The 26,167-nt window shown below is 68.6% G+C and carries 26 protein-coding genes and 1 tRNA gene; 11 read left to right on the forward strand and 16 right to left on the reverse strand.

Annotated features, from left to right (window positions below; genetic code table 11):
* The first annotated feature begins 126 nt into the window (after positions 1–126).
* Complete coding sequence (locus E4191_RS12710; protein WP_135313732.1) at positions 127–426, forward strand: TM2 domain-containing protein; 300 nt, start codon at positions 127–129, stop codon at positions 424–426.
* A 233-nt stretch (positions 427–659) separates the two neighbouring features.
* Here E4191_RS12710 and E4191_RS12715 read toward each other — a convergent pair whose 3' ends face one another.
* The 9 genes from E4191_RS12715 to pyk form a co-directional block, all read right to left on the reverse strand.
* Positions 660–1,049 (reverse strand): type II toxin-antitoxin system PemK/MazF family toxin, encoded by a 390-nt coding sequence (locus E4191_RS12715; RefSeq protein WP_135313733.1) that lies wholly within the window; start codon positions 1,047–1,049, stop codon positions 660–662.
* A complete protein-coding gene (gene pheS / locus E4191_RS12720; protein WP_135314466.1) occupies positions 1,050–2,132 on the reverse strand; it encodes a phenylalanine--tRNA ligase subunit alpha in 1,083 nt (360 codons plus the stop codon).
* 87 nt (positions 2,133–2,219) lie between these two features.
* The gene (locus tag E4191_RS12725; protein WP_135313734.1) at positions 2,220–3,626 is read right to left on the reverse strand and encodes an alanine/glycine:cation symporter family protein; all 1,407 of its coding nucleotides are present in this window, start codon (positions 3,624–3,626) and stop codon (positions 2,220–2,222) included.
* Positions 3,627–3,691: 65 nt separating this feature from the next.
* Positions 3,692–5,047 (reverse strand): cytochrome P450, encoded by a 1,356-nt coding sequence (locus tag E4191_RS12730; RefSeq protein WP_135313735.1) that lies wholly within the window; start codon positions 5,045–5,047, stop codon positions 3,692–3,694.
* 135 nt (positions 5,048–5,182) lie between these two features.
* The gene (locus E4191_RS12735) at positions 5,183–5,548 is read right to left on the reverse strand and encodes a hypothetical protein (protein ID WP_228461304.1); all 366 of its coding nucleotides are present in this window, start codon (positions 5,546–5,548) and stop codon (positions 5,183–5,185) included.
* Positions 5,549–5,682: 134 nt separating this feature from the next.
* Positions 5,683–6,042: a 50S ribosomal protein L20 gene (gene rplT, locus E4191_RS12740; RefSeq protein ID WP_135313736.1), complete on the reverse strand. Its 360-nt coding sequence runs from the start codon at positions 6,040–6,042 to the stop codon at positions 5,683–5,685.
* A 15-nt stretch (positions 6,043–6,057) separates the two neighbouring features.
* Positions 6,058–6,258: a 50S ribosomal protein L35 gene (rpmI, locus tag E4191_RS12745; protein WP_042244892.1), complete on the reverse strand. Its 201-nt coding sequence runs from the start codon at positions 6,256–6,258 to the stop codon at positions 6,058–6,060.
* A gap of 112 nt (positions 6,259–6,370) precedes the next feature.
* Complete coding sequence (locus tag E4191_RS12750) at positions 6,371–6,595, reverse strand: hypothetical protein (protein ID WP_135313737.1); 225 nt, start codon at positions 6,593–6,595, stop codon at positions 6,371–6,373.
* A gap of 29 nt (positions 6,596–6,624) precedes the next feature.
* Entirely contained in the window at positions 6,625–8,070 is a 1,446-nt protein-coding gene (gene pyk, locus E4191_RS12755) for a pyruvate kinase (protein WP_135313738.1), read from the reverse strand.
* Positions 8,071–8,169: 99 nt separating this feature from the next.
* Between pyk and E4191_RS12760 the strand changes: the two genes are divergently transcribed.
* Entirely contained in the window at positions 8,170–8,895 is a 726-nt protein-coding gene (locus E4191_RS12760) for an N-formylglutamate amidohydrolase (RefSeq protein WP_407947023.1), read from the forward strand.
* A 203-nt stretch (positions 8,896–9,098) separates the two neighbouring features.
* Here the strand turns inward: E4191_RS12760 and E4191_RS12765 are convergent, their stop codons facing one another.
* The gene (locus tag E4191_RS12765; protein ID WP_135313739.1) at positions 9,099–9,959 is read right to left on the reverse strand and encodes a D-amino-acid transaminase; all 861 of its coding nucleotides are present in this window, start codon (positions 9,957–9,959) and stop codon (positions 9,099–9,101) included.
* A gap of 159 nt (positions 9,960–10,118) precedes the next feature.
* Here E4191_RS12765 and E4191_RS12770 point away from each other — a divergent pair, with 159 nt between their 5' ends.
* The gene (locus tag E4191_RS12770) at positions 10,119–11,075 is read left to right on the forward strand and encodes an L-malyl-CoA/beta-methylmalyl-CoA lyase (protein WP_135313740.1); all 957 of its coding nucleotides are present in this window, start codon (positions 10,119–10,121) and stop codon (positions 11,073–11,075) included.
* Positions 11,076–11,249: 174 nt separating this feature from the next.
* Here E4191_RS12770 and E4191_RS12775 read toward each other — a convergent pair whose 3' ends face one another.
* The 3 genes from E4191_RS12775 to E4191_RS12785 form a co-directional block, all read right to left on the reverse strand.
* Positions 11,250–11,969: a hypothetical protein gene (locus tag E4191_RS12775; protein WP_135313741.1), complete on the reverse strand. Its 720-nt coding sequence runs from the start codon at positions 11,967–11,969 to the stop codon at positions 11,250–11,252.
* A gap of 116 nt (positions 11,970–12,085) precedes the next feature.
* Complete coding sequence (locus tag E4191_RS12780; RefSeq protein ID WP_228461307.1) at positions 12,086–13,000, reverse strand: TIGR02186 family protein; 915 nt, start codon at positions 12,998–13,000, stop codon at positions 12,086–12,088.
* On the reverse strand, positions 12,997–13,911 hold the full coding sequence (locus E4191_RS12785; RefSeq protein ID WP_135313742.1) for a sulfite exporter TauE/SafE family protein: 915 nt from the start codon (positions 13,909–13,911) through the stop codon (positions 12,997–12,999). The genes E4191_RS12780 and E4191_RS12785 overlap by 4 nt, the downstream gene beginning before the upstream one ends.
* A gap of 222 nt (positions 13,912–14,133) precedes the next feature.
* Here E4191_RS12785 and surE point away from each other — a divergent pair, with 222 nt between their 5' ends.
* From surE to E4191_RS12800, 3 genes are read left to right on the forward strand one after another with little or no spacing between them, the layout of a single operon-like run.
* Positions 14,134–14,979 (forward strand): 5'/3'-nucleotidase SurE, encoded by an 846-nt coding sequence (gene surE, locus E4191_RS12790; RefSeq protein ID WP_135313743.1) that lies wholly within the window; start codon positions 14,134–14,136, stop codon positions 14,977–14,979.
* Complete coding sequence (locus E4191_RS12795; protein WP_135313744.1) at positions 14,976–15,647, forward strand: protein-L-isoaspartate(D-aspartate) O-methyltransferase; 672 nt, start codon at positions 14,976–14,978, stop codon at positions 15,645–15,647. The genes surE and E4191_RS12795 overlap by 4 nt, the downstream gene beginning before the upstream one ends.
* A 36-nt stretch (positions 15,648–15,683) precedes the next feature.
* Positions 15,684–16,832, forward strand: coding sequence for a M23 family metallopeptidase (locus E4191_RS12800; RefSeq protein ID WP_135313745.1), 1,149 nt, complete (start codon positions 15,684–15,686; stop codon positions 16,830–16,832).
* 27 nt (positions 16,833–16,859) lie between these two features.
* Here the strand turns inward: E4191_RS12800 and E4191_RS12805 are convergent, their stop codons facing one another.
* The 3 genes from E4191_RS12805 to E4191_RS12815 are packed head-to-tail and all read right to left on the reverse strand — an operon-like array spanning position 16,860 to position 20,542.
* On the reverse strand, positions 16,860–18,485 hold the full coding sequence (locus E4191_RS12805) for a hypothetical protein (RefSeq protein WP_135313746.1): 1,626 nt from the start codon (positions 18,483–18,485) through the stop codon (positions 16,860–16,862).
* A 21-nt stretch (positions 18,486–18,506) separates the two neighbouring features.
* The gene (locus tag E4191_RS12810) at positions 18,507–19,892 is read right to left on the reverse strand and encodes a TolC family outer membrane protein (protein WP_135313747.1); all 1,386 of its coding nucleotides are present in this window, start codon (positions 19,890–19,892) and stop codon (positions 18,507–18,509) included.
* Positions 19,889–20,542 (reverse strand): protein-L-isoaspartate O-methyltransferase family protein, encoded by a 654-nt coding sequence (locus tag E4191_RS12815; protein ID WP_135313748.1) that lies wholly within the window; start codon positions 20,540–20,542, stop codon positions 19,889–19,891. The genes E4191_RS12810 and E4191_RS12815 overlap by 4 nt, the downstream gene beginning before the upstream one ends.
* Positions 20,543–20,681: 139 nt before the next feature.
* Between E4191_RS12815 and E4191_RS12820 the strand changes: the two genes are divergently transcribed.
* The 5 genes from E4191_RS12820 to ptsP all read left to right on the forward strand — a co-directional run bounded on the left by E4191_RS12820 (position 20,682) and on the right by ptsP (position 26,107).
* A tRNA-Cys gene (locus tag E4191_RS12820) sits at positions 20,682–20,755 on the forward strand.
* A 28-nt stretch (positions 20,756–20,783) separates the two neighbouring features.
* On the forward strand, positions 20,784–21,986 hold the full coding sequence (locus E4191_RS12825; protein WP_135313749.1) for a 3-deoxy-D-manno-octulosonic acid transferase: 1,203 nt from the start codon (positions 20,784–20,786) through the stop codon (positions 21,984–21,986).
* A 35-nt stretch (positions 21,987–22,021) separates the two neighbouring features.
* Positions 22,022–22,432: a DUF1178 family protein gene (locus E4191_RS12830; RefSeq protein WP_135313750.1), complete on the forward strand. Its 411-nt coding sequence runs from the start codon at positions 22,022–22,024 to the stop codon at positions 22,430–22,432.
* Positions 22,433–22,545: 113 nt separating this feature from the next.
* Entirely contained in the window at positions 22,546–23,802 is a 1,257-nt protein-coding gene (locus E4191_RS12835; RefSeq protein WP_135313751.1) for an aspartate kinase, read from the forward strand.
* 58 nt (positions 23,803–23,860) lie between these two features.
* Entirely contained in the window at positions 23,861–26,107 is a 2,247-nt protein-coding gene (ptsP, locus tag E4191_RS12840; RefSeq protein WP_135313752.1) for a phosphoenolpyruvate--protein phosphotransferase, read from the forward strand.
* Positions 26,108–26,167 lie beyond the last annotated feature (60 nt).

Raw genomic sequence — 26,167 nt, forward strand, 5'->3', positions numbered from 1 at the left:
CTGCGGGCCGCGGGCGGGGCGACGGGGTCGTGACCGGGGTGCGCGCAACCTTGCACGGGCCTGAGAAGTTCCTATGTCGACAGCGCGGACCGATGGGGTCTGCGCGGATGACAGGAGCCTTTCGGAATGGACGTGCAGCGGGAACTGATGATCGAGCAACGGGTCGCCAACGAGGCGAAGTCGCCCCTGATCGCCTATCTGCTGCTGATCTTCCTGTGGGGCTTCGGCGTGCACCGCATGTATCTGGGCCGCTGGATCAGCGGTCTGATCATGCTGTCGATCTGGGCCGTGGGCTGGCTGCTGACGCCCATCCTGATCGGCTGGCCCGCCGTGGGCTTCGTGCTGCTGTGGTGCGTGATCGACCTGTTCCTGATCCCCGGCATGGTGCGGTCGGATCGGGAGGACATTCGGCGGCGGTTGCGGTGATTTTCTAACCTACGCGGAGTGCAATGCGAGGCGTCAAAAAAAGCGCAAAAATACACAAAGCCCTGCCAGAGGCAGGGCTTTGGGACGTTTGACAATATTTAGGCTACCCGAGTCTTGTCATCGACTAATGGGCAGCCTGCCTAGTGCTCTAGGTCTTAAAGCCCGACGAAGCGGGGTACAGAGCAAAGATAGGTATATTTCCCTAAGTTCGCAACTGGCGAACAGCCGTTGCATCAAATTTTAAAACCAAGCCCGGCTGCCACAGCCCGGCGAATACCTGCCAAGTCTTCGGGTGCCAAGGCGGGCGTTTCCCACCGACGTCGTCCTACCTTGAAACCGTTCAGCCGGCGCAAGGAGATATTCATGACAAGATCGCACTTTGCCCAGCAAGGAAGGTTATCATCCGAGCCTGGATGATAGTTTCTTGAAAGCCGGTAGACATATGGCACATCACGCAGCGGAGGAGTCAAACTGATCGGCACAACTGCTACGAGGCCCGACCTGAACGGCAACCGAGGCGAGATCACGGCGACAGGGCGGACTTTGCAAATCTCGGGTGGCTGAAGATCGGAAAAATCGGCAACTAAAACCTGTCCGGCGCGCGGATGGAAGGAAATTGCCATTCAGCGCGACAACCCACCGCTCACGCTCGGCACATCCCCCGCCGCGAACCCGTAATGCCGCAGCCAGCGGAGGTCGCTTTCGAAGAAAGCTCGCAAGTCTGGAATCCCATATTTCAGCATGGCGATGCGGTCGATGCCCATGCCGAAGGCGAAGCCCTGCCACTGGTCGGGGTCGATGCCGCCCGAGCGCAGGACGTGGGGGTGGACCATGCCCGAGCCGAGGATCTCGAGCCAGGAGTTGCCCTCGCCGATCTTCAGCTGGCCGCCTTCCCAGGAACAGCGGATGTCGACCTCGGCCGAGGGCTCGGTGAAGGGGAAATGCGAGGCGCGGAAGCGCAGCTCGACCGAGGGGACCTCGAAGAAGGCGCGGCAGAACTCCTCCAGCGTCCATTTCAGATGGGCCATGCTGATGTCGCGGTCGATGGCCAGACCCTCGATCTGGTGGAACATCGGCGTGTGGGTCTGGTCCATGTCCATGCGATAGACGCGGCCCGGCGCGATGACGCGGATCGGCGCGCCCTGCTCCTGCATGGCGCGGATCTGGACCGGAGAGGTGTGGGTGCGCAGGACGTGCGGCGGGCGGTCGTCGCCGGGGGCGCGGTGCAGGAAGAAGGTGTCGTGTTCCTGCCGCGCGGGGTGTTCGGGCGCAATGTTCAGCGCGTCGAAATTGTACCAGTCGGATTCGACCTGCGGCCCCTCGGCCACGGCAAAGCCCATGTCGGCGAAGATCGCGGTGACCTCCTCGGTGACCTGGCTGATCGGGTGCAGCGTGCCTTGGCGGCGCGGGCGCCCCGGCAGGGTCACGTCCAGCCATTCGTCCTTGAGGCGCGCGTCCAGCGCCGCATCCTCCAGCGACAGCTTGCGGGCGCGCAGCGCGGCGTCGATCTCGTCGCGGACGGCGTTCAGGGCCTTGCCGGTGGTCTGGCGTTCCTCGGGCGACATGCGGCCCAGCTCGCGCATCTTCAGGCTGATCTCGCCCTTCTTGCCCAGGGCGGCCAGGCGCACCTCCTCGATGGCGGCAGGATCGGAGGCGCCGGAGATGCGGTCCAGCCATTGCTGGCGCAGGGGGGTCAGATCGTCCATCGCATCGCTCATCACGGGGCCTTTCCTAGTTGGCCCCGCGTTAGCATGGGCGGGCGCGCGGGGTAAAGACCGCGCGCCCGGCCGGTCCTATTTCCAGATGTCGCGGTTCACGCCGGGCGCGATGCCCGGGTGATCGGCGATGTGGAAGCGCGGCTCGACCCCCGCCTTGCGTTGCCGCAGGTAGTCGCGGGTCAGATGCGCGACCGTGCCCGACAGCATGACGATGGCGATCAGGTTGATCGTGGCCATCAGGCCCATGCTGGCATCGGCGAAGTTGAACACCGTGGCCACCGCCTGCAGCGAGCCCCAGACCACCATCGCCAGCGCGGCCACGCGCAGGACCATGATGCCGGGCTTGCCCGCGCCCAGATAGACGACCGCGTTCTCGGCATAGGAGTAGTTGCCGATGATCGAGGTGAAGGCGAAGAAGAAGATCGCCACCGCCACGAAGATCTGCCCGAACCCGCCGAAGTGGTCCGACAGCGCGGCCTGGGTCAGGTTCACACCGGTCAGCTCGTCCGAGGGGATCACGTCGGCCAGCAGGATCATCACGGCGGTCGCGGTGCAGACCAGGATGGTGTCGATGAAGACGCCAAGCGCCTGCACGAAGCCCTGGCTGGAGGGGTGGTGCGGATTGGGCACCGCCACCGCGGCGATGTTGGGGGCCGAGCCCATGCCGGCCTCGTTCGAGAACAGCCCGCGCTTGATGCCGTTCAGCATCGCGGCCATGACCCCGCCCGCGACGCCGCCCACGGCCTCCTGCAGGCCGAAGGCGCTGCGGATGATGCCGATCAGGATGCCCGGCACCTCGGACAGGTTCATCGCCAGCACGACGGCGGCGGCCAGCAGGTAGAGGCCCGCCATGATCGGCACGACCAGCTGCGCGGTGCGCGCGATCTGCGGGATGCCGCCGAAGATGATGACGCCCGACAGGACCGCCGTGACGATGCCCACGATGCCCGCGTTGATGCCGAAGGCGCCCTCGACCGCCTGCGCGATGGAATTGGCCTGCACGGCGTTGAAGACGAGGCCGAAGGCGATGATCAGCGCCACCGCGAACAGCGCCGCCAGCCAAGGCAGGCCCAGGCCGCGCGCGATGTATTGCGCCGGACCGCCGCGATACATGCCGTCGGCGCCGTGGATCTTGTAAAGCTGCGCCAGCGTCGATTCGGCATAGGCCGTGGCCATGCCGACCAGCGCCACCATCCACATCCAGAAGATCGCGCCGGGCCCGCCAAGGGTCAGCGCCACCGCGACGCCCGCGATGTTGCCGGTGCCCACGCGGCTGGCCAGCGACACGGACAGCGCCTGGAAGGGCGTGATGCCGTCCTTGTCCGTCTCGCCCGAGCCGCGCACGCAGCGCCACATCTCGGCGAAGTGGCGGAACTGCAGGAAGCCGAGCCGGACGGTGAAGTAGATACCCACGGCCAGAAGGCCGTAGATCAGCACATAGCCCCAGAAGATGGTGTTGAGAAAGTCGATGATGGCGGTCATTGCGCGCTCCGCTGGCTGTTCGGGGCCAGTCTGTAACAGCCGCGTGACCGACCGCAAGCGATTGGTCAGTCCCGAGGCTGCGCGCTGAGCCAGACTCCGCCGTGCGGGCGCAGGGTCAGGATCATCCGGGGCTGCGGCTCGCGCCCCGGGATCCGCGAGAACCGGAAGCGCGCCAGCAGCGTCGACAGGATGATCACCGCCTCCTGCAGGGCGAAGCTGGCGCCGATGCAGATGCGGGGGCCGGCGCCGAAGGGCAGGAAGGCATAGCGGTCGGGCGCGGTCAGGAAGCGGTCGGGGTCGAAGGCGTCGGGCCGGTCCCACAGATCGTGGTGGCGGTGCAGCGCATAGACCGGCAGCATGACCGTGTCGCCGGGCCGGACCTCGCGCCCGCAGAGCGTGTCGGCCACCTGCGCCGTGCGCGACAGGAAGGCGGCGGGCGGATAGAGGCGCAGCGATTCGTTGACGATGCGCATGGTCAGGGGCAGCGCGCCCAGATCGGCGGCGGTGGCGGCGCGGTCCCCCAGGGCGGTCCGGGCCTCATGCGCCGCGGCCTCCTGCACCGCCGGGTCGAAGGCGCACAGGTACAGCGCCCAAGCCAGGGTCAGGGCGGTGGTCTCGTGCCCGGCCACGATGAAGGTCAGCAGGTTGTCGCGCAGCTCGTCGGGGCTCATGGAACGCTTGGTCTCGGGGTCCTGGGCCACCAGCAGCAGGTCCAGAAGGTCGGGGGGGCCGTCCGTCCGGGCCACCTTGGCGCGGGCGGCGATGCCCTGGTCTGCGATGTCCTTCACCCCCTTCAGCCCCTGCCCCGCGAACAGCCGCCCCGGACGCGGCAGCCAGCCGGGCAGGCCGATCACGTCCATCATCGATAGCGTGGCGGCCTGCGCGATATAGGCGTCGATCGAGGCATGCACCGCCGCGCGGTCGAACATCCCGTCGCCCGAGAAGGTGACGTCCGCGATCACCTCGAAAGTCGCGGCGACGGTCTCCTGGAACAGGTCGACCGGCCCCTTGGCGGCCGACAGGCGGCGGCTGGAGGCCTCGGCGGCGGCGGTCATCACCGGCCCCAAGGCCTCGACATGGCGCTGCGCGAAGGCGGGGGCGGCGGCGCGGCGCTGCCAGCGCCAATGCGCGCCCTCGGCCACGAACAGGCTGTCGCCGATGGCCGGGTTCAGGATCAGCTTGGTGGTGTTGGATTTCGGATAATCCTCGACCCTTTCCTTGAGGACGCGGCGCAGCGCAACCGGGTCCATGACCATGTGCCAGCGCACGCCGGTCTTGCCCGAGACGATGGGCTGGCGCGTGGCGATGGCGGGGATCAGTTCCAGCACGTTGCGCCGTGCGGTCATCGCGGTGCCCCAGAGCCCCAGGGGATGGACGGCCAGAGGCACCTTGGCGGGATCGGCTTGCGGCAGGTCGAACATGCGGGCGGCCTTCGGTCGGGGGCGTGATCCCCCAAGCTGGAGGCATCGCGGGCCCGTGGCAACGCCCGTGCCGTGCGGGATGATGCCGCAGGCGGGGATCCCGGGGCACGCGCGCGCGCCCCGGGGAGGTTCGCCTCAGCCCTTGGTGGCGGCGGGCAGGACCACCTGCGCATGCTGGACCACGGTCCAGTCCTCATGCGCCCGGCGGCGATAGACCGACGTGCAGGCGGCGTGGAAGCGCGTCTCGCCCTTGGCGGCCTCGACGCGGTAACCCACGACGATCAGCCCCTCCTCGGGGCGCGAGATGGTCTTGTCGGAGAACTCGACCTCGTCCCAAGCGGGCGTGCCGCTGACGGCGTCGATCGCATCCTGTCCGTGGACCAAATAGGGCTCGTGGCTCAGCGCCATGACGCATTCGGCGTCGACGCGCTCGTGGTAGCGGTCTTCCGAGGCGTGCCACAGCCCGCCCTCGAAATCCCAGACCCGTTGATCGTCCATCATGCTCTCCTTGCATTGCTGACGTCTCAACCGCCGCGCCGGGGTGCAGTTCCGGACCAATCGCGGCCCGGATGCGACAAAGGCCCGCACCCCCGGGGGATGCGGACCTTTGCAGAGGCATCGTCAGACGATGCGGATCAGGCGGCGGCCTTGGCTTGGGCCACGATCGCGCCGAAGGCGTCGGGCTCGTGCACGGCCAGGTCGGCCAGAACCTTGCGGTCCACCTCGATCCCGGCTTTCGCCAGAAGGTTGATGAAGCGCGAATAGGTCATCTCGGCATCCACCGCGCGGACGGCGGCGTTGATGCGCTGGATCCACAGCGCGCGGAAGTTGCGCTTGCGGTTCTTGCGGTCGCGGGTAGCGTACTGGTTGGCCTTGTCCACGGCCTGCGTGGCGGTGCGGAAGTTGCGCGACCGCGCGCCGTAGTAGCCCTTGGCTTGCTCGAGGACCTTCTTGTGGCGGGCGTGGGTCACCTTGCCGGATTTAACGCGTGACATGTGTGGTTCTCCTGATCAGCGAGCGTAGGGCATGTATTTCTTGACGATCTTGGCATCCGCATCCGACAGGATGGTGGTGCCGCGCGCGTCGCGAATGAACTTGGTCGTGCGCTTGATCATGCCGTGGCGCTTGCCGGCCTGACCCGCCTTGACCTTGCCCGAAGCCGTCATCGAGAACCGCTTTTTGGCAGCGGATTTGGTCTTCATCTTCGGCATTTTCATCTCCTTCATCAGAGTGAACGTGCGGCTCGGCAATGCCAGATCGGCCGGCCGCACGGGATGGGCAAGCGCGCCTCATAAGGGGACGCGCCGCCGATGGCAAGAGGGATCAGGGTGCGGGCGTGCCGCCCGTGACCGATTGCAGCGCCGCCGGGATGCTGGAGGGGCCGAAGGGCTCGGGGCTGGTCCATGCACCGACGAACAGCAGGAAGATGCCCGCGATGAAGGCCAGCGCCGCCGCACGCGGCGGCTGCGTCTGCAACAGCTGGACGATCGCCAGCACGACGGACAGCAGACACAGGGCAACCCCTGCCAGCAGAAGAAGATCGGACATCACGGCATCCCTTGTCGTTCCCGCCCGGATTATTCCGGGTCGGTGGCGAAGATCAAGCGGTCATCGCAGGGGGCGATGCGCAGAATGTTCGTGGTGCCGGCCACGTTGAAGGGCACGCCGGCCATGACGACGATCTGCCGCGTCTCGTCGGCGAAGCCGTAGTCGCGGGCGGCGCGGGTGGCGTTGACCACCGCCTCCTTGAAGCGCGACAGGCGCGGGGTGATGACGCAATGGGTCCCCCAGGTCAGCACCATGCGCCGGGTCACCGCCTCGATCGGGCTCAGCGCCAGGATCGGCACGCGGGGCCGTTCGCGGGCGATCAGGCTGATCGTGGTGCCCGACTGGCTGAAGGCGCAGATGGCCGCGATCTCGGTCGTCTCTGCGATCTCGCGCGCCGCCGTCACGATGGCGTCGGGGACCGAGGACAGGCTGGCCTTGCGCGCCGCCTCGATGATCGAGCGATAGTTCGGGTCCGCCTCGACCGAACGCGCGACATTGTCCATCGTGCGCACCGCGTCCAGCGGGAAGCTGCCCGCCGCGCTTTCGGCCGACAGCATGACCGCGTCGGCGCCCTCGTAGATGGCGTTGGCGACGTCGCTGACCTCGGCCCGGGTGGGCATCGGGCTGTCGATCATCGATTCCAGCATCTGGGTGGCCACGATCACCGGCTTGGCGGCGCTGCGGCACAGGCGCACCAGGCGCTTCTGGATGGGGGGCACCGAATGGACCGGCAGCTCCACCCCCAGATCGCCGCGCGCGACCATGATCCCGTCCGAGGCCTTGAGGATCTCGTCGAAGGCCCGGACGGCGGCGGGTTTCTCGATCTTGGAGAGGATCGCGGCGCGGCCGCGGGCCAGGGTCTTGGCCTCCTCCACGTCCTCGGCGCGCTGCACGAAGGACAGGGCCAGCCAGTCGACGCCCAGTTCGCAGGCGAATTCCAGATCGGCCCGGTCCTTGTCCGACAGCGCGGCCAGCGGCAGCACCACGTCGGGGACGTTCACGCCCTTGCGGTCGCTGATCGTGCCGCCCACGGTGACGGTGCAATCGGCGAAATCGGGGCCGCAGGCATCGACCGTCAGGCGGATCTTGCCGTCGTTGACCAGCAGTTCCGACCCCTCGATCAGGGCCGCGAAGATCTCGGGATGGGGCAGCTGGACGCGGCTCGCGTTGCCCGGCTCGGGCGCCAGGTCGAAGCGGAAGCGGTCGCCCACTGCCAGGTCATGCGCGCCGTTGGCAAAGGGGCCGACCCGCAGCTTGGGGCCCTGCAGGTCCGCCAGGATGGCGATCGGGCGGCCCGTCTCGGCCTCGATCTCGCGGATCGCGGTATAGCGCGCGCGGTGGTCGTCATGGCTGCCATGGCTCATGTTCAGGCGGAACACGTCGGCGCCGGTATCGAACAGCGCCCGGATCATCTCCTTGGTGGAGGAGGCCGGTCCCAGGGTCGCCACGATCTTCACATTGCGATGTCGTCTCATCAATCCTGCCCTCGTCTCGGGTTTAGCGCTATCTATGCCGCAGAAGCCGCCCGGCGGCAACTGGCGTCTGTCCGCCGTTCGTCGTAGACAGCCTGTATCATGAGTGATGAAGACGTGATGAACCCCGCTCCGTTCCGCATCCTGAACGCGGATGGCCCTTCGCGCTGGCTGGTCACCTGCGACCATGCCACCAACCGCGTGCCGCCTTGGGTGGGCGGCGGCGATCTGGGCATCGCGCCCGCCGACATGGCCCGCCACATCGCCTATGACGTGGGCGCGGCGGGACTGACCCGGGCGCTGTCGGCCCTGCTGGACGCGCCCGCGATCCTGTCCGACTTCTCGCGCCTGGTGATCGATCCGAACCGGGGCGAGGACGACCCGACGCTGCTGATGCGGCTCTATGACGGCACCGTCATCCCGGCCAACAAGCAGGCCGATGCGGCGGAGCGGGAACGCCGCCTGGCCCGCCTGCACCGCCCCTATCACGAGGCGCTGGCTGGGCTGGCCGCCCGCCACCCCGCGCGCTGTCTCTGCGCCATCCACAGCTTCACCCCGCAGCTGCGCGGCCGCCCGCCGCGCCCCTGGCAGGTCGGCATCCTCTATTCCCATGCCGATGCGCGGCTCGGGCCCCCGATGGTCGCCGCCTGCCGCGACGAGGGCTGGATCACCGGCGAGAACCAGCCCTATGACGGCCATCTGGAGGGCGACAGCATCGACCGCCACGCCCTGTCGCAGGGGCGCCCCAACCTGCTGATCGAGGTCAGGAACGACCTGATCGCCACCCCGAGGGGCAGAGCATCTGGGCCGACCGGCTGGCGCTGGTGATCGATCGGGTCCTGACCCAGAGCGGGCTCTGAACCTCCGCGCGCCGCAAAAAAAGGGGGGCCAGCCCCCCATCGCGTTCCGCGATCCCCCCCGGGATATTTCCACCAAGATGAATGGGGAAACGGCGGATCTTCATCTTGGCGCAAATATCCCGCGGGGGTTCGGGGGCGCGAAACCCCCGGCGGTCGCGGGACGCAAAACGCTCAGACTCCCAGTTTCAGGCTTTCTTCCAGATAGATCTCGCGTAGGCGGGTGGCGACGGGACCCACGGTGCCAGTGCCGACGGCTGCGTCGTCGATGCGGACCACCGGCATCACGAAGGCCGAGGCCGAGGTGACGAAGGCCTCGTCGGCCTGCTGCGCCTCGTCGATGGTGAAGGCGCGTTCCTCGACCTGCATCTGCGCCTCGGCGGCAAAGCGCAGGACGGCGGCGCGGGTGATGCCGTGCAGGATGTCATGGCTCAGTTCGCGGGTGATGATGGTGTTGCCCCTGACGATATAGGCGTTGTTCGAGGTGCCCTCGGTCACGCGGCCCTCCTCGACCATCCAGGCGTCGTCGGCGCCCCGCGCCTTGGCCTCCATCTTCGCCATCGAGGGATAGAGAAGCTGCACGGTCTTGATGTCGCGCCGGCCCCATCGCAGGTCCGGCACGCTGACGACCGTCCAGCCGGTCCGGGCGGCGGGCGCGTCGGCCAGGCCGGGCTTGGACTGGGTGAACATCACCACCGTGGGGGTCGTCCCCTCGGGCGGGTAGGCGAAATCGCGATCGCCCGGATTGCCGCGCGTGACCTGCAGATAGACCAGCCCGTCGGTGATGTCGTTGCGCGCGATCAGCTCGCGATGCGCGGCGAGGTAGTCGTCATCCGTCAGGGGCTCGGCGATGGCCAGTTCGGACAGCGACCGCCGCAGCCGGACCATGTGGCCTGCGAAGTCGATCAGCTTGCCGCCCAGCACGCTGACGACCTCGTAGACCCCGTCGGCCATCAGGAAGCCCCGGTCGAAGACCGACACGCGGGCCTGGTCCTCGGGAAGATACTCGCCGTTCACATAGACTGTCCGCGCCATCCTGGCCTCCGTTGTCGTCGCGCGCCGACACCTGCGCCCAAAGCCGCGATGCGTCAAGAAGCCGGGTCCGGTGCCGCAGTCCGGAAATAGGGCTTGCCGCAGGCGGCGCGCAAGATTATTACCCCGAGACACCCTGATCTTGTCAAACTGGACCTTGTCATGAGTTTCCGCGCCCAGCCCCTGCCCCCGGCCCGCCTGAACCGCTGCCAGCTGTTCGGCCCCGGCTCGCGTCCGGCGCTGTTCGAGAAGATGGCCAAATCCGCCGCCGACGTGATCAACCTGGATCTGGAGGATTCGGTCGCCCCCGACGACAAGGCGCAGGCGCGGACCAACATCATCACGGCGATCAACGACGTCGACTGGGGGACCAAGACCCTGTCGGTGCGCATCAACGGGCTGGACACGCCCTTCTGGTACCGCGACGTGGTCGACCTGCTGGAACAGGCGGGCGACCGGCTGGACCAGATCATGATCCCCAAGGCGGGCTGCGCCGCCGACATCTATGCCGTCGACGCGCTGGTCACCGCGATCGAACGCGCCAAGGGCCGCACCAAGCCCGTCGCCTTCGAGGTCATCATCGAATCCGCCGCCGGCATCTGCCATGTCGAGGAGATCGCGGCAGCGTCCCCGCGTCTGCAGGCGATCAGCCTGGGGGCTGCGGATTTCGCGGCCTCGATGGGCATGGCCACCACGGGCATCGGCGGCACGCAGGAAAACTACTACATGATCCGCGAGGGGCAGAAATACTGGCCCGATCCCTGGCACTGGGCGCAGACCGCCATCGTCGCGGCCTGCCGCACGCACGGGCTGCTGCCCGTGGACGGACCTTTCGGCGATTTCAGCGACCCGGAGGGCTTCCGCGCGCAGGCGATGCGCAGCGCGACCCTGGGCATGGTCGGCAAATGGGCGATCCATCCCAGCCAGATCGCGCTGGCCAACGAGGTCTTCTCGCCCTCGGACGCCGCCGTCACCGAGGCGCGCGAGATCCTAGCCGCGATGGAGCAGGCCAAGCGCGACGGCGCGGGGGCCACCGTCTACAAGGGCCGGCTGGTCGACATCGCCTCGATCAAGCAGGCCGAGGTCACGCTGCGCCAGTTCGAGCTGATCGGCGCGTAAAGGAACCCCCCGCAGCCCGGACCAGTGGAGGGGGACAGGCTGCAACCCGAGGGAGGACCGGCCCCGCGAGCGATCGCGGGGCCGTTTGCTTGATGAGGGACGAAAGAAAATAAAAACCGGCCCACTCTGATCGAGTTTCTACAACCTCTTCAGAGATGACACTTGAACGCAGTGCTACCCTTGCAATTGCCGCGCCACAGAGCAAAACGCTGAATGCATCCCAATATAAACTTTCGGTGACACCGGGAATTTAAGTGCGTGTTTCTTTGTGGTGACGATGTAGTCATCATCAGCCATTGAATCAATAATCATTACGCACCCATCATCGCGACCCATTCCTTCGAGGGATTCCATTGTCTGTGAGATCGGTTTTTTTTCGTCCTTGCGGTAAATTTCGTCTGCATGAGCCGCGGCGTTCCTCAGATCATGGAGACCCGGAACATAATCATCAAAATCCTCGCTGATACGATTCAATTCAATTGTGATTCTCCCATTATAGATCAGACCAAATTTCTTCAAATGATCTGGAAGCTTTTCAGGATTCTTTCTGAATTCTCTAAGATTTCCTGAAAGCAAGCCGAGGAGGAATGAAAAATTTCGCGCGGCGAAGATCATGTCTCTTGCGGCCATCAAACGCCATTGGTGTTCTAGCTCCAAACTTGCTCTCTCGGCTTCGGCATACGCAAGGACATCGGAATTTGCGAGTTCGAGAGGCGGAAGCAACTTATTGACTTGCTGAAAAAGCAAGAGCGCGGCCCGAGCTCGTACACAATTCATCCGTAGCAGGTTCGTTACAACTGTCAGTTTTCGACTTTGCCCATCTCCTATAAAACCATCCAGGGCAGATGGATTCAACCAGATGGGTGCCGCGACGGGAATTTTCTTGACATTCATTCACATGCCCCTGACGCCGTTAACTCAAACAAAATAAATGGCGTGATAGTTAAAATATTGCAATCAGGCGGCGGGCCGTCGCTCACGCGTCTTGCAAAAGCTTGGCACTTGACTAATCACGCCCGCCGCAGCTTCCGGAACGCCGCCGAGGCGCCCCATCCGGCGATGACCGCGACGGCCAGCGACATCAGCCCGTAGAGCAGCGGCTGATCGAAGGCCAGGCGATAGAGCCAGCGCTCCAGCCCCACCTTGCGGACCTCGATGGCCGCGCCATAGGCGTCGATGACCTCGCCGCCGCGCAGCAGGAAGATGCGGGCGCGGTAATCGCCTTCGATCAGGTTGGCGGGCAGGCGGATGTCGGTGCGGAACAGCGTGTCCTCGACCAGGGTGACGGCGTTCTCCTCCAGCCGGTAATGGCCGTTCTGCTCACGCAGGCGGATCAGCGCCTCGGTATAGGGCAGCGTGTCCTCGACCTCGGGGGCGCCGGCGAAGGCCCGCAACACCAGGGGCAGCGAGATGCGATAGCGGTTGTCCCAGTCCGGGGCCAGGATGTCGTCCAGCGGGCGGGTGGTCGCCACGGCATAGAAGCTGGGGGCGGCGCCGACCTCGACCCGGTCGGTGTTGATCCAGATGCCGGCGCGGCGCTGCTTCTGCCAGATGGTGAGGGGCTGCGAGGGCGCCTCGATCGTGACGATCACGTCAAGGGGCGTCTCGGGGATCGGCGTCTGCCGCTTGATCGCGCCGTAGATCAGGATGTCCGAGCCGTCGAAGCTGGTGGTGATCGCCACCGAGCTGTTCGACAGCCCGGCCACGACCTGCTCGGCCGGGCCCTCGCGGGCCTCGGGGGCGGGGCCGCGGGACTGGCCGGGATCGGGAAACAAGAGCCAGGCCGGGCGCTCCTCCACCTGGGGCAGCAGGCCCGCCTCGGGGTCGGCGGGCATCGTCGATCCGCTGCCCTGCGCCTGTGCCGGGCCGGGCAGGACCGGGGCCAGCAGCAGCGCCAGCAGGGCCAGGATCGCACCGCGCATCATTGCCCCCGCGTCGTGATCGAGAACAGGTCGTCGGGCCGCAGGAACAGGTCCAGCGCCAGCTTGCCGCAGACCGCCAGCACCAGAAGCGCCAGCAGGATGCGCAGCTGTTCGGCCCGCAGCCGCGCGCCCAGGGTGGTGCCGATCTGCGCGCCCACCACGCCCCCCACGATCAGCAGCACCGCCAGCATCACGTCGACGGTGTTGTAGCTGACCGCGTGCATCAGCGTGGTGAAGGCGGTGACGAAGGTGATCTGGAACAGCGAGGTGCCCACCACGACCTTCGTGGGCATCCCCAGCAGGTAGATCATCGCGGGCACCATGATGAAGCCGCCGCCCACCCCCATGATCGCCGCCAGCACGCCCACCGCGACCCCGATCAACAGGGGCGGGATGACGCTGATGTAGAGGCCCGAGGCGCGGAACTTGACCTTCAGCGGCCAGCGATGGACCCACATGTGCTGGTGCAGGCGCCGCCGCCCCGTGGGATGGCGGGCCCGCAGCAGCGCGCGCAGGCTTTCCTGCAGCATCATCGCGCCGATCAGGCCCAGAAAGACCACATAGCACAGCTGCACGACCAGCTCGACCTGGCCCACGCGCTGCAGGATGTTGAAGACCAGCACCCCCAGGGCCGAGCCGACCAACCCGCCCGCCAGCAGCACGCCCCCCATGCGGAAGTCGACGGTCTTGCGCTTCATATGCGCCAGCACGCCGGACACGGACGACGCGACAACCTGGTTGGCGCCGGTCGCGACCGCGATGGCCGGGGGAATGCCGATGAAGAACAGCAACGGCGTGATCAGGAAGCCGCCGCCGACGCCGAAGAGGCCGCTCATGACGCCGACCAGCCCGCCGAGGCCCATCAGGACGAGCGCGTTGACCGAGACCTCTGCAATGGGAAGATAGATCTGCATCGCGTCCCGGCCTCTTGTGCTGGGCCCGAGGATGCCCCGCCCGGCCGCCAAGGTCAAACCGCTTCGGTCGGGCGCGGTTCCCCTGCCCGCGTGGCAGGCGCTGCCGCCCCTGCCACGCAGGAACGGGTTGAAGCGAGGCCGGGCCACCGCTAAGCAGATCGGGTCACGACCGCGTGCAGGATCAGGGCCCCGCGCAGGCGGCCGGGCCGGACAGGGGGCAGGATGCGCATTCTCATCACCAACGACGACGGGATCAACGCCCCGGGGCTGGAGGTGCTGGACCAGATCGCCACCGAACTGGCCGGCCCGGACGGCGAGGTCTGGACCGTCGCCCCCGCCTTCGAGCAATCCGGTGTCGGCCACTGCATCAGCTATGCCCATCCCACGATGATCGCCAAGCTGGCGCCCCGCCGCTATGCCGCCGAGGGCAGCCCGGCCGATTGCGTGCTGGCCGCGGTGGGCGAGCTGATGCGCGAGGGGCTGCCCGATCTGGTCCTGTCGGGCGTCAACCGCGGCAACAACGCGGGCGAGAACGCCATGTATTCCGGCACGATCGGCGGCGCGATGGAGGCGGCGCTGCAGGGCCTGCCCGCCATCGCCCTGTCGCAATATCTGGGCCCCGAGACCGCCGGTCTGGACGATCCCTTCGAGGCCGCGCGCAGCCACGGCGCCCGCGTGATCCGGCAGCTGCTGGATCACGGAGACTGGACCTCGGACGAGGATTTCCGGCTGTTCTACAATGTGAACTTTCCGCCCCTGCCCGCCGCCGGGGTGCGCGGGCTGAAGGTCGCGCCCCAGGGGCAGCGGCGCGGATCGCGCTTCGGCGTGGTGCCCTATACGGCGCCCAACGGACGGCAGTTCATGTGGATCGCGGGCGGCTCGCAGCAGGCCCCCGCGCGCGAGGGCAGCGACGTGGCGGTGAACCTGGACGGCTATGTCTCGGTCACGCCGATGCGGGCGGACCTGACCTGCCACGCCTCGCTGGACGGTCTGGCCCGCGCGCTGGAGGGTCCGGGGGCAGAGATCTCGGCAGAAAAGACCCCCGCCGCGGATGGCGCCACGCGATGAGCGATCCGGATCCGAGCGGCCCCGAGGGGGACAGCCAGGCCGAGCGCAAGATGCGCTTCCTCTTCCAGCTGCGCACGCGCGGGGTGACCGATCCGCGCGTGCTGGCGGCGATGGAGGGGATCGACCGGGGCCTGTTCGTGCGCGGCCAGTTCGCCGATCGCGCCTATGAGGACACGCCCCTGCCCATCCCCTGCGGGCAGACGATCAGCCAGCCCTCGGTCGTGGGGCTGATGAGCCAGGCGCTGGAGGTCGGCCCGCGCGACACGGTGCTGGAGGTGGGCACCGGCTCGGGCTATCAGGCGGCGGTGCTGTCGGGGCTGGCGCGGCGGGTCTATACCGTTGACCGCCATCGCCGCCTGGTCGTCGAGGCCGAGGCGATCTTCCAGGTGCTGGGCCTGCACAACATCATCGCGCAGGTTGCGGACGGATCGCGCGGGCTTCCCGACCAGGCGCCCTTCGACCGCATCCTTGTGACCGCCGCCGCCGAGGATCCGCCGGGGCCGCTGTTGGCACAGCTGAAGATCGGCGGTATCATGGTCGTGCCTGTCGGGCAGTCGGATGCGGTCCAGACCCTGATCCGCGTCACCCGGTCGCAGACCGGGTTCGAGTACGACGAGTTGCGGCAGGTGCGGTTCGTTCCGCTGGTCGAGGGGTTGGGCCAGACATGACCCCCGGCCACCCAGAGGCAGGCTGAGGACAGGATCATGACCCGATTTCACTTTCGCGCGGTGCTGGGCGGAACGGCCCTGGCGGCGCTGGTCTCGTGCGGGGCCGATGGCGGGTTCGACCCGGATCTGCGCGGGCTGATGGGCGGTATGGACACCGCGCCCGCGGCCGCCTCGGCCGGGCCGCGTCCGGCGCCCGACGCCCGGGGCGTGATCAGCTTTGCCGGCGGGCAGGTCGCGCTGGCGCAGGCGGGCGACACGCCGGCCAGCGTGGCGACCCGTCTGGGGCTGCAGCCCGCCGAACTGGCCGCCCACAACGCCCTGCCCCCGGATGCGGCGCTGATGCCGGGAGCGGTGCTGGTCCTGCCGCGCCAGGTCGCGGCGGGCGCGCCCGTCGGCGGCATCGGCCTCCCCGGCAGGACGACGGTCGTCCGCGATCCCTTCGCCGCCGCGGCTGCCGCAGGAGCGCCCGCCCCCGCATCGGGATCGGCCGCAGCGCCGGCAGCGACGCCGGGGGCCGAGCCCCGGCAGCATGTCGTGGCGGCCGGAGAGACCGCGTGGGCCGTCGCCCGCCGCTATGGCGTGACGGTCCAGGACTTGGCCTCGTGGAACGGACTGCCCTCCGACATGGGCCTGCGCACGGGCCAGCGCCTGATCGTCCCGCAGCCGGGCCAGAGCCCCGACCGCCTGGCTACCACCACGCCCGGCCAAGGCAGCCCCACGCCCACGCCGCCCTCCTCCGCCCTGCCCCTGCCCGACGAGGACACCCCTCAGGCCGGAGCCCCCGCCCCGGACGCCCCGCAGACCGATCTGGGCGCCACGCGGACCGCCGCATCCGGGGGGAACGGGCCGTTCCGCATGCCGGTCGACGGCGCGATCATCCGCGTCTACGAGAAGGGCCGCAACGACGGCATCGACATCGCGGCCCCCAGCGGCACGCCGGTCAACGCGGCCGGCACGGGCCAGGTGGCGGCGATCACCCAGGACAGCGCCGGCGTACCGATCATCGTGGTCCGCCACGAGGGCGACCTGATGACCGTCTATACCGGCCTCGACGGCCTGAACGTGGCCAAGGGCGACAGCGTCACCGCAGGCCAATCGCTTGGGACCGCGGGGAACGACGGCTTCGTCCATTTCGAGATCCGCCGGGGCTTCGAAAGCGTCGACCCCGAGCGGATGCTGAACTGACCCGCCGCCGCGATCCCGCCTCGACGATCAGAGATGCGTCAGCCGGTCGTCGAGGCCGGCTGCAACCTCTCGCCGGATGACCGCCTGAAGGTTGCCCGAGAACCGGGCCCCCATCTCGCCGGCCAGTTCGTCGCGGATCATCTCCAGCACCTGGCTGCGCAGGCTGTCGTCGACCAAGGCTTCGGTCAGCGCCTGTGCGACCATTTCGGTGGAGAGGATAGGGATGTCGGCAGCACCGGCAGGGACAGGATCGTGTGGGCTCCCCTCCGCATCGGTCGGGGTTTCGTCTTTCTGATCACCATTGGGCAAGCTTGCCATCGATTTCTCTTCCGCAGCCTGGCTTTCGGGCACAGAAAGATTTGGCGGGGCCAACCCAATGGCGTTCGGATGCACCGTCTTTGACATGGCGAGGACTGAATCCGTGGCAGCAAGCGCAGGCTGCGGAACGAGTTGCATCGCGTCCTGATAGCCGACCTGCGGAATGCGCGGCGGCTGAAGGCGCCACAAGAGCCAGTCGGCCCATGCCGCCAGCAATCCCATCACACGGGACTTGGCCTTCGGCTGGCGGGTAAAGCCGGCCCCGGTCACCCGAGGGTCGCAGGCGACAGGCCATGCCGCGAAGGCTTGCGGCTTGGTTTGCTGCGGCACTTGGGTCGCGGGCATGCCCATATCTGCAAGGAGGGCGATTGGCGTCTGCGGATCCGCAGGCTGTAAGCCGGTCCACCAAAGATCGGGACCCACCGGCGCGATCGTGAGCGGGGCGAGGTCCCATGGACCGGACGTCGCCGCCCTGTCGGAGTACGAGGCAATCCCGCGCGGGCCTTCGATCCGGGTTGGGGCGCTGACCGGAGAGCACTCCGTCGACATCCGTGACGGATGGGGCTGTCGGCTGCGGCCGGTCCCGGACGGGCGCCTCGCGGCGGTGACCGAGCGGTCCTTTCCCGGGTCGTCATCCCCTGCGTGGGACGACAGCGCGGAGGGAGGGAAGGCCATCAGCCGGGCCATCGCCGTCGTGGTGTTCGCCCGGCGGCGCGGAAGGGGATCGTGGCAGAGGCTCTGCAGCAGCATCCAGGCGCTTTCGCCGGTGGCCGTCGGCGCGTCGATCATGCGGCGGATCTGCTGCATGCCCTCGCGGATGCGGGCGAGTTCTCGGGCCGCCTCGCCGGGAACAGGGACGCCGGAGAGAGTCGAAGGCGTTATGGCGGCGTCGGGAAAGCGATCGGGATGATAGCGCGGTGGGCGCGAGGACGGGGCCGAGGGCCCGGGATCGTCGGGCAGGACCGGGTCGCTGTCGAAGACGAACTCCTCGACCGACCAAACGGGTTCGTCATCGCGGATGGCAGGGAAATCCGAAGGGACCGGCGGCGCCGCGGCCGCTTCTGCCTTGCGGCGGGGCCGGGGCTTGAGAGGCTTGGGGATGGGCTGGCTGTCCGCAAAACGCTCCGACGGCGGCTCTGCGGCAACCCTGCGCCGGGGCCGCGCCGCGGCTGTGAGCGGGCCGTCCGCCGGCTGATCCGGGATGGCGGCCTGCCCGGCCGCCAGAGACTTGCGCGGCGGGGTCTTTCGGGGCTTTCGGGCAGGTGCGGACGCCTCGGGCGCCGACCCACCGGCGCTGGCGGAACGGGCAGCGGGGGTGCGGCGGGGCCGGGTCATGGCGCCCCCCGCAGGTCGGGGTCAGTTGCGGCCGATGGCGCGCAGGACGCGGTCCAGGCTTTCGCCCTGCTTGCTAGTCGTGGGCGCGTCGCGCACCGCGTTGTAATATTGCGATGGGTCATAGGTCGGAATTCCCAGGTTGAGATTTTCTACCGTAAGAAGACCCATAGCAGCCAGAAGTTGATAATGTGCTAATTGCAGGTTGGACTCGGCGGTGATCCGGTCGGCCCGCGCCTCGAGCAGCGACTGTTCGGCATCCAGCACGTCCAGCGTGGTGCGCGCGCCCAGCAGCGCCTCTTCGCGCACGCCGTCATAGGCCTGCTGCGCGGCCGAGATCTGCTGGTCGATCGCGGTGATCTGGGCGCGGGCGACGGCGATGTTGGCCCAGTTCTCGCCCACCTGCTGGCTGATCTGGCGGGCGGTGTTCAGCAGCCTGGCACGCGCCTGGTCGCGTTCGGCCATGGCGCGCCGGTGCGACGCCGACAGCCGCCCCCCGGAATAGAGCGTCTGGCTGAGTTCCAGTCCCACCGAGGAGGAGTTGCCGGTGCCGTAGTCGCCGCCCAGTTCCGCCCGCGGGCTGCGGGCGATGCCGACGCTGGCCGTGCCCGACAGGGTCGGATTGCGCTCGGCGGCGGCGGCGGCGACGCTGATCTCGGCCGCGGCGGCCTGGCGCTGCGACTGGCCGATGGCCGGATGGGTGGTCTGCGCGATGCGGCGGGCCTCGTCCAGTGTGGCGGGCAGGCTGGGCAGCGGCGGCGGGGCATCGAGCGACACGGGCTGGCGCCCGGTGGAGGCCAGATAGGATTCGCGCGCGATCTCCAGATCGCCATTGGCCGAGGCGAGGCTGGCCCGCGTCGCCGCCAGCGCGGCATCGGCCAGCGCCACGTCGGTCACGGTGATCTCGCCCACGTCGAAGCGGTCCTGCGCGGCCTGGCGTTCCGACGTCAGCACCTCGACCGAGTTCTCCTGCAGCGCGACCTGCTGGATCGCCTCGCGCACTTGGAAGAAGGCCAGCGTCGCGGCCAGCAGGATGTCCTGCTCGACCGAGACCAGCGCCTGACGCGTGGCCAGCACCTGCTCCTTGGCGCCGTCGATGGCCAGCTGCGAGCGCCCGAAATCGTAGAGCGTCAGCGAGGCCGCCAGCGACATCGAGGTCGAGCGGCTCGTCGTCGACCCCTCGTCGCGGGCGGCGGTCTGGCGGGCGACCCATTCGACGACCGGGCGCAGGGCCGCGACCGAGGTGGCGACGCCCTCGTCGGCGGCGCGCAGGACGGCGCGGTTCTGCTCGATCAGGGCGGAATGGCGATAGGCGGCGACCATCGTGTCGGCCAGCGATTCGGCCCGCGCGGGCAGGGCCACGGTCAGGGCCAGAAGGGCCAGGCCCGCGATCCGCGACAGGCGGGTCATAGCACGAACCCGCGCTGGCGACCGAAGCCCGCCAGCATCGGCGCGCGGGCGTTGAAGGCATAGCGCCAGGTCATCCGCCCGTTCAGCCGCGTCCCGATCCGGGCCACGCCAAGCGCGCCCTCGGTGAACAGCGCGGCGATCCGGCCACCGTCACGCAGCTGGTCGATGATGGCGGGCGGCACGTCCTCGACCGCGCCCTCGATCAGGATGACGTCGTAGGGGCCCTGCTTGGGGGCGCCCTCGGTCAGCGGGGCCTGCAGGACGGCGACGTTGAAGATCGAGGCGTCGGACAGGCGCCGCTCGGCCTCCGAGGCCAGTTCGGCCTCCTCCTCGATGGCCACGACCGCCTCGGCCATGCGCGCCATGACGGCGGCGGAATAGCCGTAGCCGCAGCCCAGATCCAGGACCAGCTCGTCGGGCTGGATGTCCAGCGCGTCGACCAGCTTGGCCAGGGTGCGCGGCTCCAACAGGACGCGGCCGTGGCCGATATCTAAGTTCTCGCCCGAATAGGCGACCGAGCGGCGGTTGGCGGGGACGAAATCCTCGCGCGGGATGGTCAGCATCGCCTCGATCACCGGGAACCTCGTGACATCGCTGGGGCGAACCTGCGTGTCGACCATCATCGTGCGGCGCGTGGCGAAATCGCTCATCTCGGGGGAACCTCTGCTCGACCTGTTCGCGCGACTCTTGCCATGTTTCCCCTTGCTGGGCAACGCTGCACATCGGCGCGCCGGATCGCGTCTTGCATGGGTCGCGGCAATCCGCTAGGACACGGCCACTCTCGACGGCGGCGGGTTGGCGGAGAGGTTACGCACCGGATTGCAAATCCGTGAAGACCGGTTCGATTCCGGTACCCGCCTCCACCTAAAGCTGCGCGAGGGTTGTCCCTGCATGATCTATGACGCCACGACCCGGATCGCCGAGGCCGCGCTGCGGATGCGCGCGCGCGTGGGCAGGTCGGCGGCACTGCGCGAGCGGCTGGTCGCGGACCCCCTGCCGGGGCGGGGCGACATCTGGGTCCATGCCGCCTCGGTCGGAGAGCTGACCTCGGCCCGCGTCATCATCGAGGCGCTGGCCCGCGACCATGCCCTGCAGATCACCACCAACAGCGAGACCGGGCGTGCCTTGGCCCAAAGCTGGGGCCTGCCCGCGCGGCTGGCGCCGCTGGACCTGCCCGGCGCGCTGGCACGGTTCCTGGATGCCGCCCGCCCGCGCCTTGCGGTGACGGTCGAGGGCGAGTTCTGGCCGCTGCGCTCGCGCCTGCTGGCGGAACGGGGCATCGCGCAGGCGATGATCGGGGCGCGGATGTCGGAACGCTCGGCCGGGACGTGGGGGCGGTTTCCCCGCGTGATCGGGCCGATGCTGGGGCGGGTCGACGCGATGTCGGCGCAGGATCAGGGCAGCGAGGCGCGGCTGCTGTCCCTGGGCCTGCCGGCGCGCGCGCTGCTGCCGCGGCTGGACCTGAAGCTGCTGGCTCCGGCGGCCACGGCCCCCGTGACCGATGCGCCGGGGCGCGGGCGGGTGGTGCTGGCGGCCTCGACCCACGAGGGCGAGGACGGGCCGATCCTGGACGGCTTTGCGCGCGCCGCGACGGGACGTCCCGACCTGCAGCTGATCCTGGCACCGCGCCATCCGGCCCGCGCCGATCAGATCGCGGCGCTGATCGCGGCGCGCGCCCTGCCCTTCGCCCGCCGCAGCGCGGGCGCCGACGTGGCGCCCGGGGGGGGCGTGCTGCTGGCCGACACCCTGGGCGAGATGCCGCGATGGTATGCCCGCGCCGGGATCTGCATCATCGGCGGCAGCCTGACCGATCACGGCGGCCACACCCCGTGGGAGCCCGCCGCCCAGGCCTGCGCCCTGCTGCGCGGCCCGCATTTCGGCAATTTCATCGAGGCCTTCGACGCGCTGGAGGCGCAGGGCGCGGCCCTGCCGGTCGAGGCGTCGGATCTGGGGGCGGTGCTGGCCCGGCTGGCCGATCACCCCGACCAGGCGCGCGACATGGGCCGCGCCGCGCGCGACGTGCTGGTGGCGCGGGCGGGCGATCCCGGCGCGCTGATCGCGCGGCTGGCCGATCTTGCGCGGCCCCGCTGCTGACCCGATATAGGGATCAGACCAGGAGAGACCCCGCGATGATCCGCTATGCCCTGCGCTGCGACAACGGCCATGACTTCGACGGCTGGTTCCGCTCGTCCGAGGGGTTCGAGACGATGCGAGATGCGGGCCAGGTCGCCTGCGGGCAATGCGGGTCGGTCCGCGTGGATCGCGGCCTGATGGCCCCGGCCGTCACCGAGAAGCGTGCCCCCCTGACCGCGCCGCGCACCCCCGCCGAGGCCGCGCTGGAGGCGTTGCGCCGCAAGATCGAGGACAGCTCGGACTATGTGGGCCTCAGCTTTGCCGAGGAGGCGCGCGCCATGCATGACGGCGACCGTCCGGCCCGCGCCATCCATGGCGAGGCGCGTCCCGAGGAGGCGCGGCGCCTGATCGAGGACGGCGTGCCCATCGCCCCCCTGCCCTTCCTGCCGCGCCGCCGCGCGAACTGACGCCCCCCCGCGCGGCCTGCGCGAGAGGACGCCACGTCCCGCGGTCTCTTGCGCTTTCCGCCCTGCCCTCCTAAAAGCCCCGCCGACACGCACCTTTAGGCTGGGGGCCCTTGATGCCGCTTCTGGTAATGAAATTCGGCGGCACCTCGGTCGCCGATCTTGACCGGATCAGGAACGCCGCCCGCAAGGTGCAGCGCGAGGTTGAACGCGGCTACGACGTCATCGTCATCGTCAGCGCCATGTCGGGCAAGACCAACGAGCTGGTGGGCTGGGTCGAACAGACCTCTCCGCTGTTCGACGCGCGCGAATACGACGCGGTGGTCAGCTCGGGCGAGAACGTGACGGCGGGGCTGATGGCCCTGACCCTGCAGGAGATGGGCGTGCCCGCGCGCAGCTGGCAGGGCTGGCAAGTGCCGATCAACACCACCTCGGCCCATTCCGCCGCCCGCTTCGTGGACATTCCGCGCAAGAACTTCGACCAGAAGTTCGCCGAAGGCTTCAAGGTCGCCGTCGTGGCGGGCTTTCAGGGCGTGGCGCCGGACGGGCGCATCACCACGCTCGGGCGCGGCGGGTCCGACACCACCGCCGTGGCCTTCGCCGCCGCCTTCGAGGCCGAGCGCTGCGACATCTACACGGATGTGGACGGGGTCTATACCACCGATCCGCGCATCACCTCGCGCGCCCGCAAGCTGCCCCGCATCGCCTTCGAGGAGATGCTGGAGCTGGCCTCGCTTGGCGCCAAGGTGCTGCAGACGCGGTCGGTGGAACTGGCGATGCGCTACAAGGTGCGGCTGCGGGTGCTGTCGTCCTTCGAGGATACCGACGAGACGTCTGGCACGCTGATCTGCGATGAGGATGAAATCATGGAATCGAAAGTCGTCAACGGCGTCGCCTCTTCGCGCGACGAGGCCAAGATCACGCTGGTCACGGTCGAGGATCGCCCCGGCATCTCGGCCGCGATCTTCGCGCCGCTGGCCGAGGCGGGGGTGAACGTGGACATGATCGTCCAGAACATCTCGGAAAAGGATTACGACGATCACCCGGGTTCGGTGACCGACATGACCTTCTCGGTGCCGATCAACCAGGTGGAACGCGCCAAGCGGGCCATGGAAGAGGCCCGCCAGTCCGGGCACATCGCCTATGATGAGCTGGTCGTGGACACCGAGGTCGCCAAGGTCTCGGTCGTGGGCATCGGCATGCGCAGCCATGCGGGCGTCGCCGCGCGCATGTTCAAGGCACTGGCCGATGAAAACGTCAACATCAAGGTCATCGCCACCAGCGAGATCAAGATTTCGGTGCTGATCGACCGGAAATACATGGAACTGGCCGTGCAGGCACTGCATGATGCCTTTGAGCTGGACAAGGCATAAGCCTTGACGGTCCGGCCCCGAACGGGGCCGGTGAGCAGGCGGAAGGCGGGCCCAGGCGATGCAGGATCGCACCGATAGCGACTCGCGCAAGCTGCTGCGGCGGCTCAAGGATATCCTGGCCGCCGCGGGCGGCGGGCAGGATCGTCTGGACGAGATCACCCATCACATCGCCGATTCGATGGGGACCGAGGTCTGTTCCATCTACCTCTTCCGCGACGCCGACACGCTGGAGCTGAGCGCGACCGAGGGCCTGCGCCCCGAGGCCGTGCATCAGACGCGGCTGCGCTTGGGCGAGGGGCTGGTCGGCCGCGTGGCCCGCACCGGGCGCCATGTGAATACCGCCAATGCGCCATCCCAGCCCGGCTTCCGCTTCATGCCCGAGACCGGCGAGGAGGTCTTTCCCGCCTTTCTGGGCGTGCCGATCCAGCGGGTCGGCGAACGACTTGGCGTCTTGGTCGTGCAATGCGCGACCGCCCGGCAGTTCAGCGACGACGAGGTCTACGGCCTCGAGGTCGTCGCCATGGTGCTGGCCGAGATGACCGAGCTGGGCGCCTTTCAGGGCAGCCAGTCCGACAGCCTGCCGCTGGCGCACCGCTTTCCGCTGATGCTGCGCGGCGCTACGGGGCAGGAGGGCGCGGCCGAGGGCCATGTCTGGCTGCACGAGCCGCGCGTGGTGATCGCCAACCCCGTGGGCGACGATCCGGACAAGGAACATGCCCGCCTGCACGAGGGCGTCGAGACGCTGCGCCTGACCGTCGACAAGATGGTCGCCGCTGCCGACATGGGGGGCGACGGCGAGCATGCCGCCGTGCTGGAAACCTATCGGATGTTCGCCCATTCGCGCAGCTGGCTCAAGCGCATGGAAGAGGACATCCGGCTTGGCCTGTCCGCCGAGGCCGCTGTCGAGAAGGAGCAATCCGCCGCCCGCGCCCGGCTGGAGATGGCCGCCGACCCCTATCTGCGCGACCGCCTGCACGATCTGGACGACCTGTCCAACCGTCTGCTGCGCATCCTGACCGGACAGGGCAGCGATACCGGCGCCGAGATGCCCTCGGATCCGATCCTGGTCGCCCGCAACATCGGTCCGGCTGAACTGCTGGAATACGGCCGCCGCCTGAAGGGCGTGGTGCTGGAGGAGGGCTCTGTCGGCAGCCATGCGGCCATCGTGGCCCGCGCGCTGGCCATCCCGCTGGTCATCCATGCCGCCCGCATCACCTCCGAGGCGCTCAACGGCGACGCGATCCTGGTCGACGGCGATCAGGGCGTCGTGCATCTGCGCCCCGAGGAATCGGTCGCCAAGGCGTTCCAGGACAAGATCGCCATGCAAGCCGAGGCGCAGGACCGCTATGCCAGCCTGCGCAGCCTGCCCGCCACCGGCACCTGCGGCACGACGATCCAGCTCTACATGAACGCGGGCCTGATGGCCGACCTGCCCTCGCTGGAGGGGTCCGGGGCCGAGGGCGTGGGCCTGTTCCGCACCGAGTTGCAGTTCCTGATCCGCAGCCATGTGCCGCGCCGCGCGGAACTGGCCGGGCTCTATGCCCGCGTGATGGACAATGCGCAGGGCAAGCCGGTGATCTTCCGGACGCTGGACATCGGGTCCGACAAGGTCCTGCCCTACATGAAGCCGCAGGACGAACCGAACCCCGCGATGGGCTGGCGCGCGATCCGGGTGGGTCTGGACAAGCGCGGCGTGCTCAGGATGCAGCTGCAGGCGCTGATCCGCGCGTCCGTGGGTCGGCCCCTGCACGTCATGTTCCCCTTCATCGCCGACATCACCGAATACGAGGCCGCCCACCGCATCCTGATGCAGGAGATGGCGCGCGAGCAGCGGCTTGGCCATGCGATGCCCTCGGACATCCGCGTCGGCGCCATGCTGGAGACGCCGTCCATGGCCTTCGCGCCCAAGCGGTTCTTCGAGATGTGCGACTTCATCTCGATCGGCGGCAACGACCTCAAGCAGTTCTTCTTCGCCGCCGACCGCGAGAACGAGCGCGTGCGCCGCCGCTATGACACGCTGAACGTGTCCTTCCTGTCCCTCCTGCGCCTGATCATCGCGCGCTGCGACGAGGCCCGCGTGCCCCTGTCCTTTTGCGGCGAGGATGCCGGGCGCCCGGTCGAGGCGCTGGTCTTCGCGGCCTTGGGCATCCGGCGGCTGTCGATGCGCCCGGCCTCGATCGGGCCGGTCAAGCACCTGATCCGCCGCGTGGACATCGCCGGGCTGCGCCAGGTGATCGATCAGGCCGAGGCCGAGGGGCTGACCAGCCTGCGCGGCCCGGTCACCGCTTGGCTGGCGCGGCAGTAGGCAGGGACGGCGCCCGCGCCCTGACCCAAACGTTTCCGTCTTGCGGCGGGGGCTGATTCC

It is taken from the genome of Paracoccus liaowanqingii (assembly GCF_004683865.2).
In the GTDB taxonomy this organism is placed as follows: domain Bacteria; phylum Pseudomonadota; class Alphaproteobacteria; order Rhodobacterales; family Rhodobacteraceae; genus Paracoccus; species Paracoccus liaowanqingii.

Excerpts from the sequence above, each read along its gene's own strand:
- rplT (WP_135313736.1), bottom strand. The coding sequence starts at position 6,042 with ATGTCACGCGTTAAATCCGGCAAGGTGACCCACGCCCGCCACAAGAAG.
- E4191_RS12765 (WP_135313739.1), bottom strand. The coding sequence starts at position 9,959 with ATGGCGCGGACAGTCTATGTGAACGGCGAGTATCTTCCCGAGGACCAG.
- E4191_RS12795 (WP_135313744.1), top strand. The coding sequence starts at position 14,976 with ATGAGCGATCCGGATCCGAGCGGCCCCGAGGGGGACAGCCAGGCCGAG.
- E4191_RS12825 (WP_135313749.1), top strand. The coding sequence starts at position 20,784 with ATGATCTATGACGCCACGACCCGGATCGCCGAGGCCGCGCTGCGGATG.
- pheS (WP_135314466.1), bottom strand. The coding sequence starts at position 2,132 with ATGGACGATCTGACCCCCCTGCGCCAGCAATGGCTGGACCGCATCTCC.
- E4191_RS12830 (WP_135313750.1), top strand. The coding sequence starts at position 22,022 with ATGATCCGCTATGCCCTGCGCTGCGACAACGGCCATGACTTCGACGGC.
- E4191_RS12735 (WP_228461304.1), bottom strand. The coding sequence starts at position 5,548 with ATGATGGACGATCAACGGGTCTGGGATTTCGAGGGCGGGCTGTGGCAC.
- ptsP (WP_135313752.1), top strand. The coding sequence starts at position 23,861 with ATGCAGGATCGCACCGATAGCGACTCGCGCAAGCTGCTGCGGCGGCTC.
- E4191_RS12775 (WP_135313741.1), bottom strand. The coding sequence starts at position 11,969 with ATGAATGTCAAGAAAATTCCCGTCGCGGCACCCATCTGGTTGAATCCA.
- E4191_RS12810 (WP_135313747.1), bottom strand. The coding sequence starts at position 19,892 with ATGACCCGCCTGTCGCGGATCGCGGGCCTGGCCCTTCTGGCCCTGACC.
- E4191_RS12805 (WP_135313746.1), bottom strand. The coding sequence starts at position 18,485 with ATGACCCGGCCCCGCCGCACCCCCGCTGCCCGTTCCGCCAGCGCCGGT.
- E4191_RS12760 (WP_407947023.1), top strand. The coding sequence starts at position 8,170 with ATGAGTGATGAAGACGTGATGAACCCCGCTCCGTTCCGCATCCTGAAC.
- E4191_RS12780 (WP_228461307.1), bottom strand. The coding sequence starts at position 13,000 with ATGATGCGCGGTGCGATCCTGGCCCTGCTGGCGCTGCTGCTGGCCCCG.
- E4191_RS12770 (WP_135313740.1), top strand. The coding sequence starts at position 10,119 with ATGAGTTTCCGCGCCCAGCCCCTGCCCCCGGCCCGCCTGAACCGCTGC.
- E4191_RS12730 (WP_135313735.1), bottom strand. The coding sequence starts at position 5,047 with ATGTTCGACCTGCCGCAAGCCGATCCCGCCAAGGTGCCTCTGGCCGTC.
- E4191_RS12715 (WP_135313733.1), bottom strand. The coding sequence starts at position 1,049 with ATGGCAATTTCCTTCCATCCGCGCGCCGGACAGGTTTTAGTTGCCGAT.
- E4191_RS12725 (WP_135313734.1), bottom strand. The coding sequence starts at position 3,626 with ATGACCGCCATCATCGACTTTCTCAACACCATCTTCTGGGGCTATGTG.
- E4191_RS12815 (WP_135313748.1), bottom strand. The coding sequence starts at position 20,542 with ATGAGCGATTTCGCCACGCGCCGCACGATGATGGTCGACACGCAGGTT.
- E4191_RS12710 (WP_135313732.1), top strand. The coding sequence starts at position 127 with ATGGACGTGCAGCGGGAACTGATGATCGAGCAACGGGTCGCCAACGAG.
- E4191_RS12800 (WP_135313745.1), top strand. The coding sequence starts at position 15,684 with ATGACCCGATTTCACTTTCGCGCGGTGCTGGGCGGAACGGCCCTGGCG.
- pyk (WP_135313738.1), bottom strand. The coding sequence starts at position 8,070 with ATGAGACGACATCGCAATGTGAAGATCGTGGCGACCCTGGGACCGGCC.
- E4191_RS12785 (WP_135313742.1), bottom strand. The coding sequence starts at position 13,911 with ATGCAGATCTATCTTCCCATTGCAGAGGTCTCGGTCAACGCGCTCGTC.
- E4191_RS12750 (WP_135313737.1), bottom strand. The coding sequence starts at position 6,595 with ATGTCCGATCTTCTTCTGCTGGCAGGGGTTGCCCTGTGTCTGCTGTCC.
- surE (WP_135313743.1), top strand. The coding sequence starts at position 14,134 with ATGCGCATTCTCATCACCAACGACGACGGGATCAACGCCCCGGGGCTG.
- rpmI (WP_042244892.1), bottom strand. The coding sequence starts at position 6,258 with ATGCCGAAGATGAAGACCAAATCCGCTGCCAAAAAGCGGTTCTCGATG.
- E4191_RS12835 (WP_135313751.1), top strand. The coding sequence starts at position 22,546 with ATGCCGCTTCTGGTAATGAAATTCGGCGGCACCTCGGTCGCCGATCTT.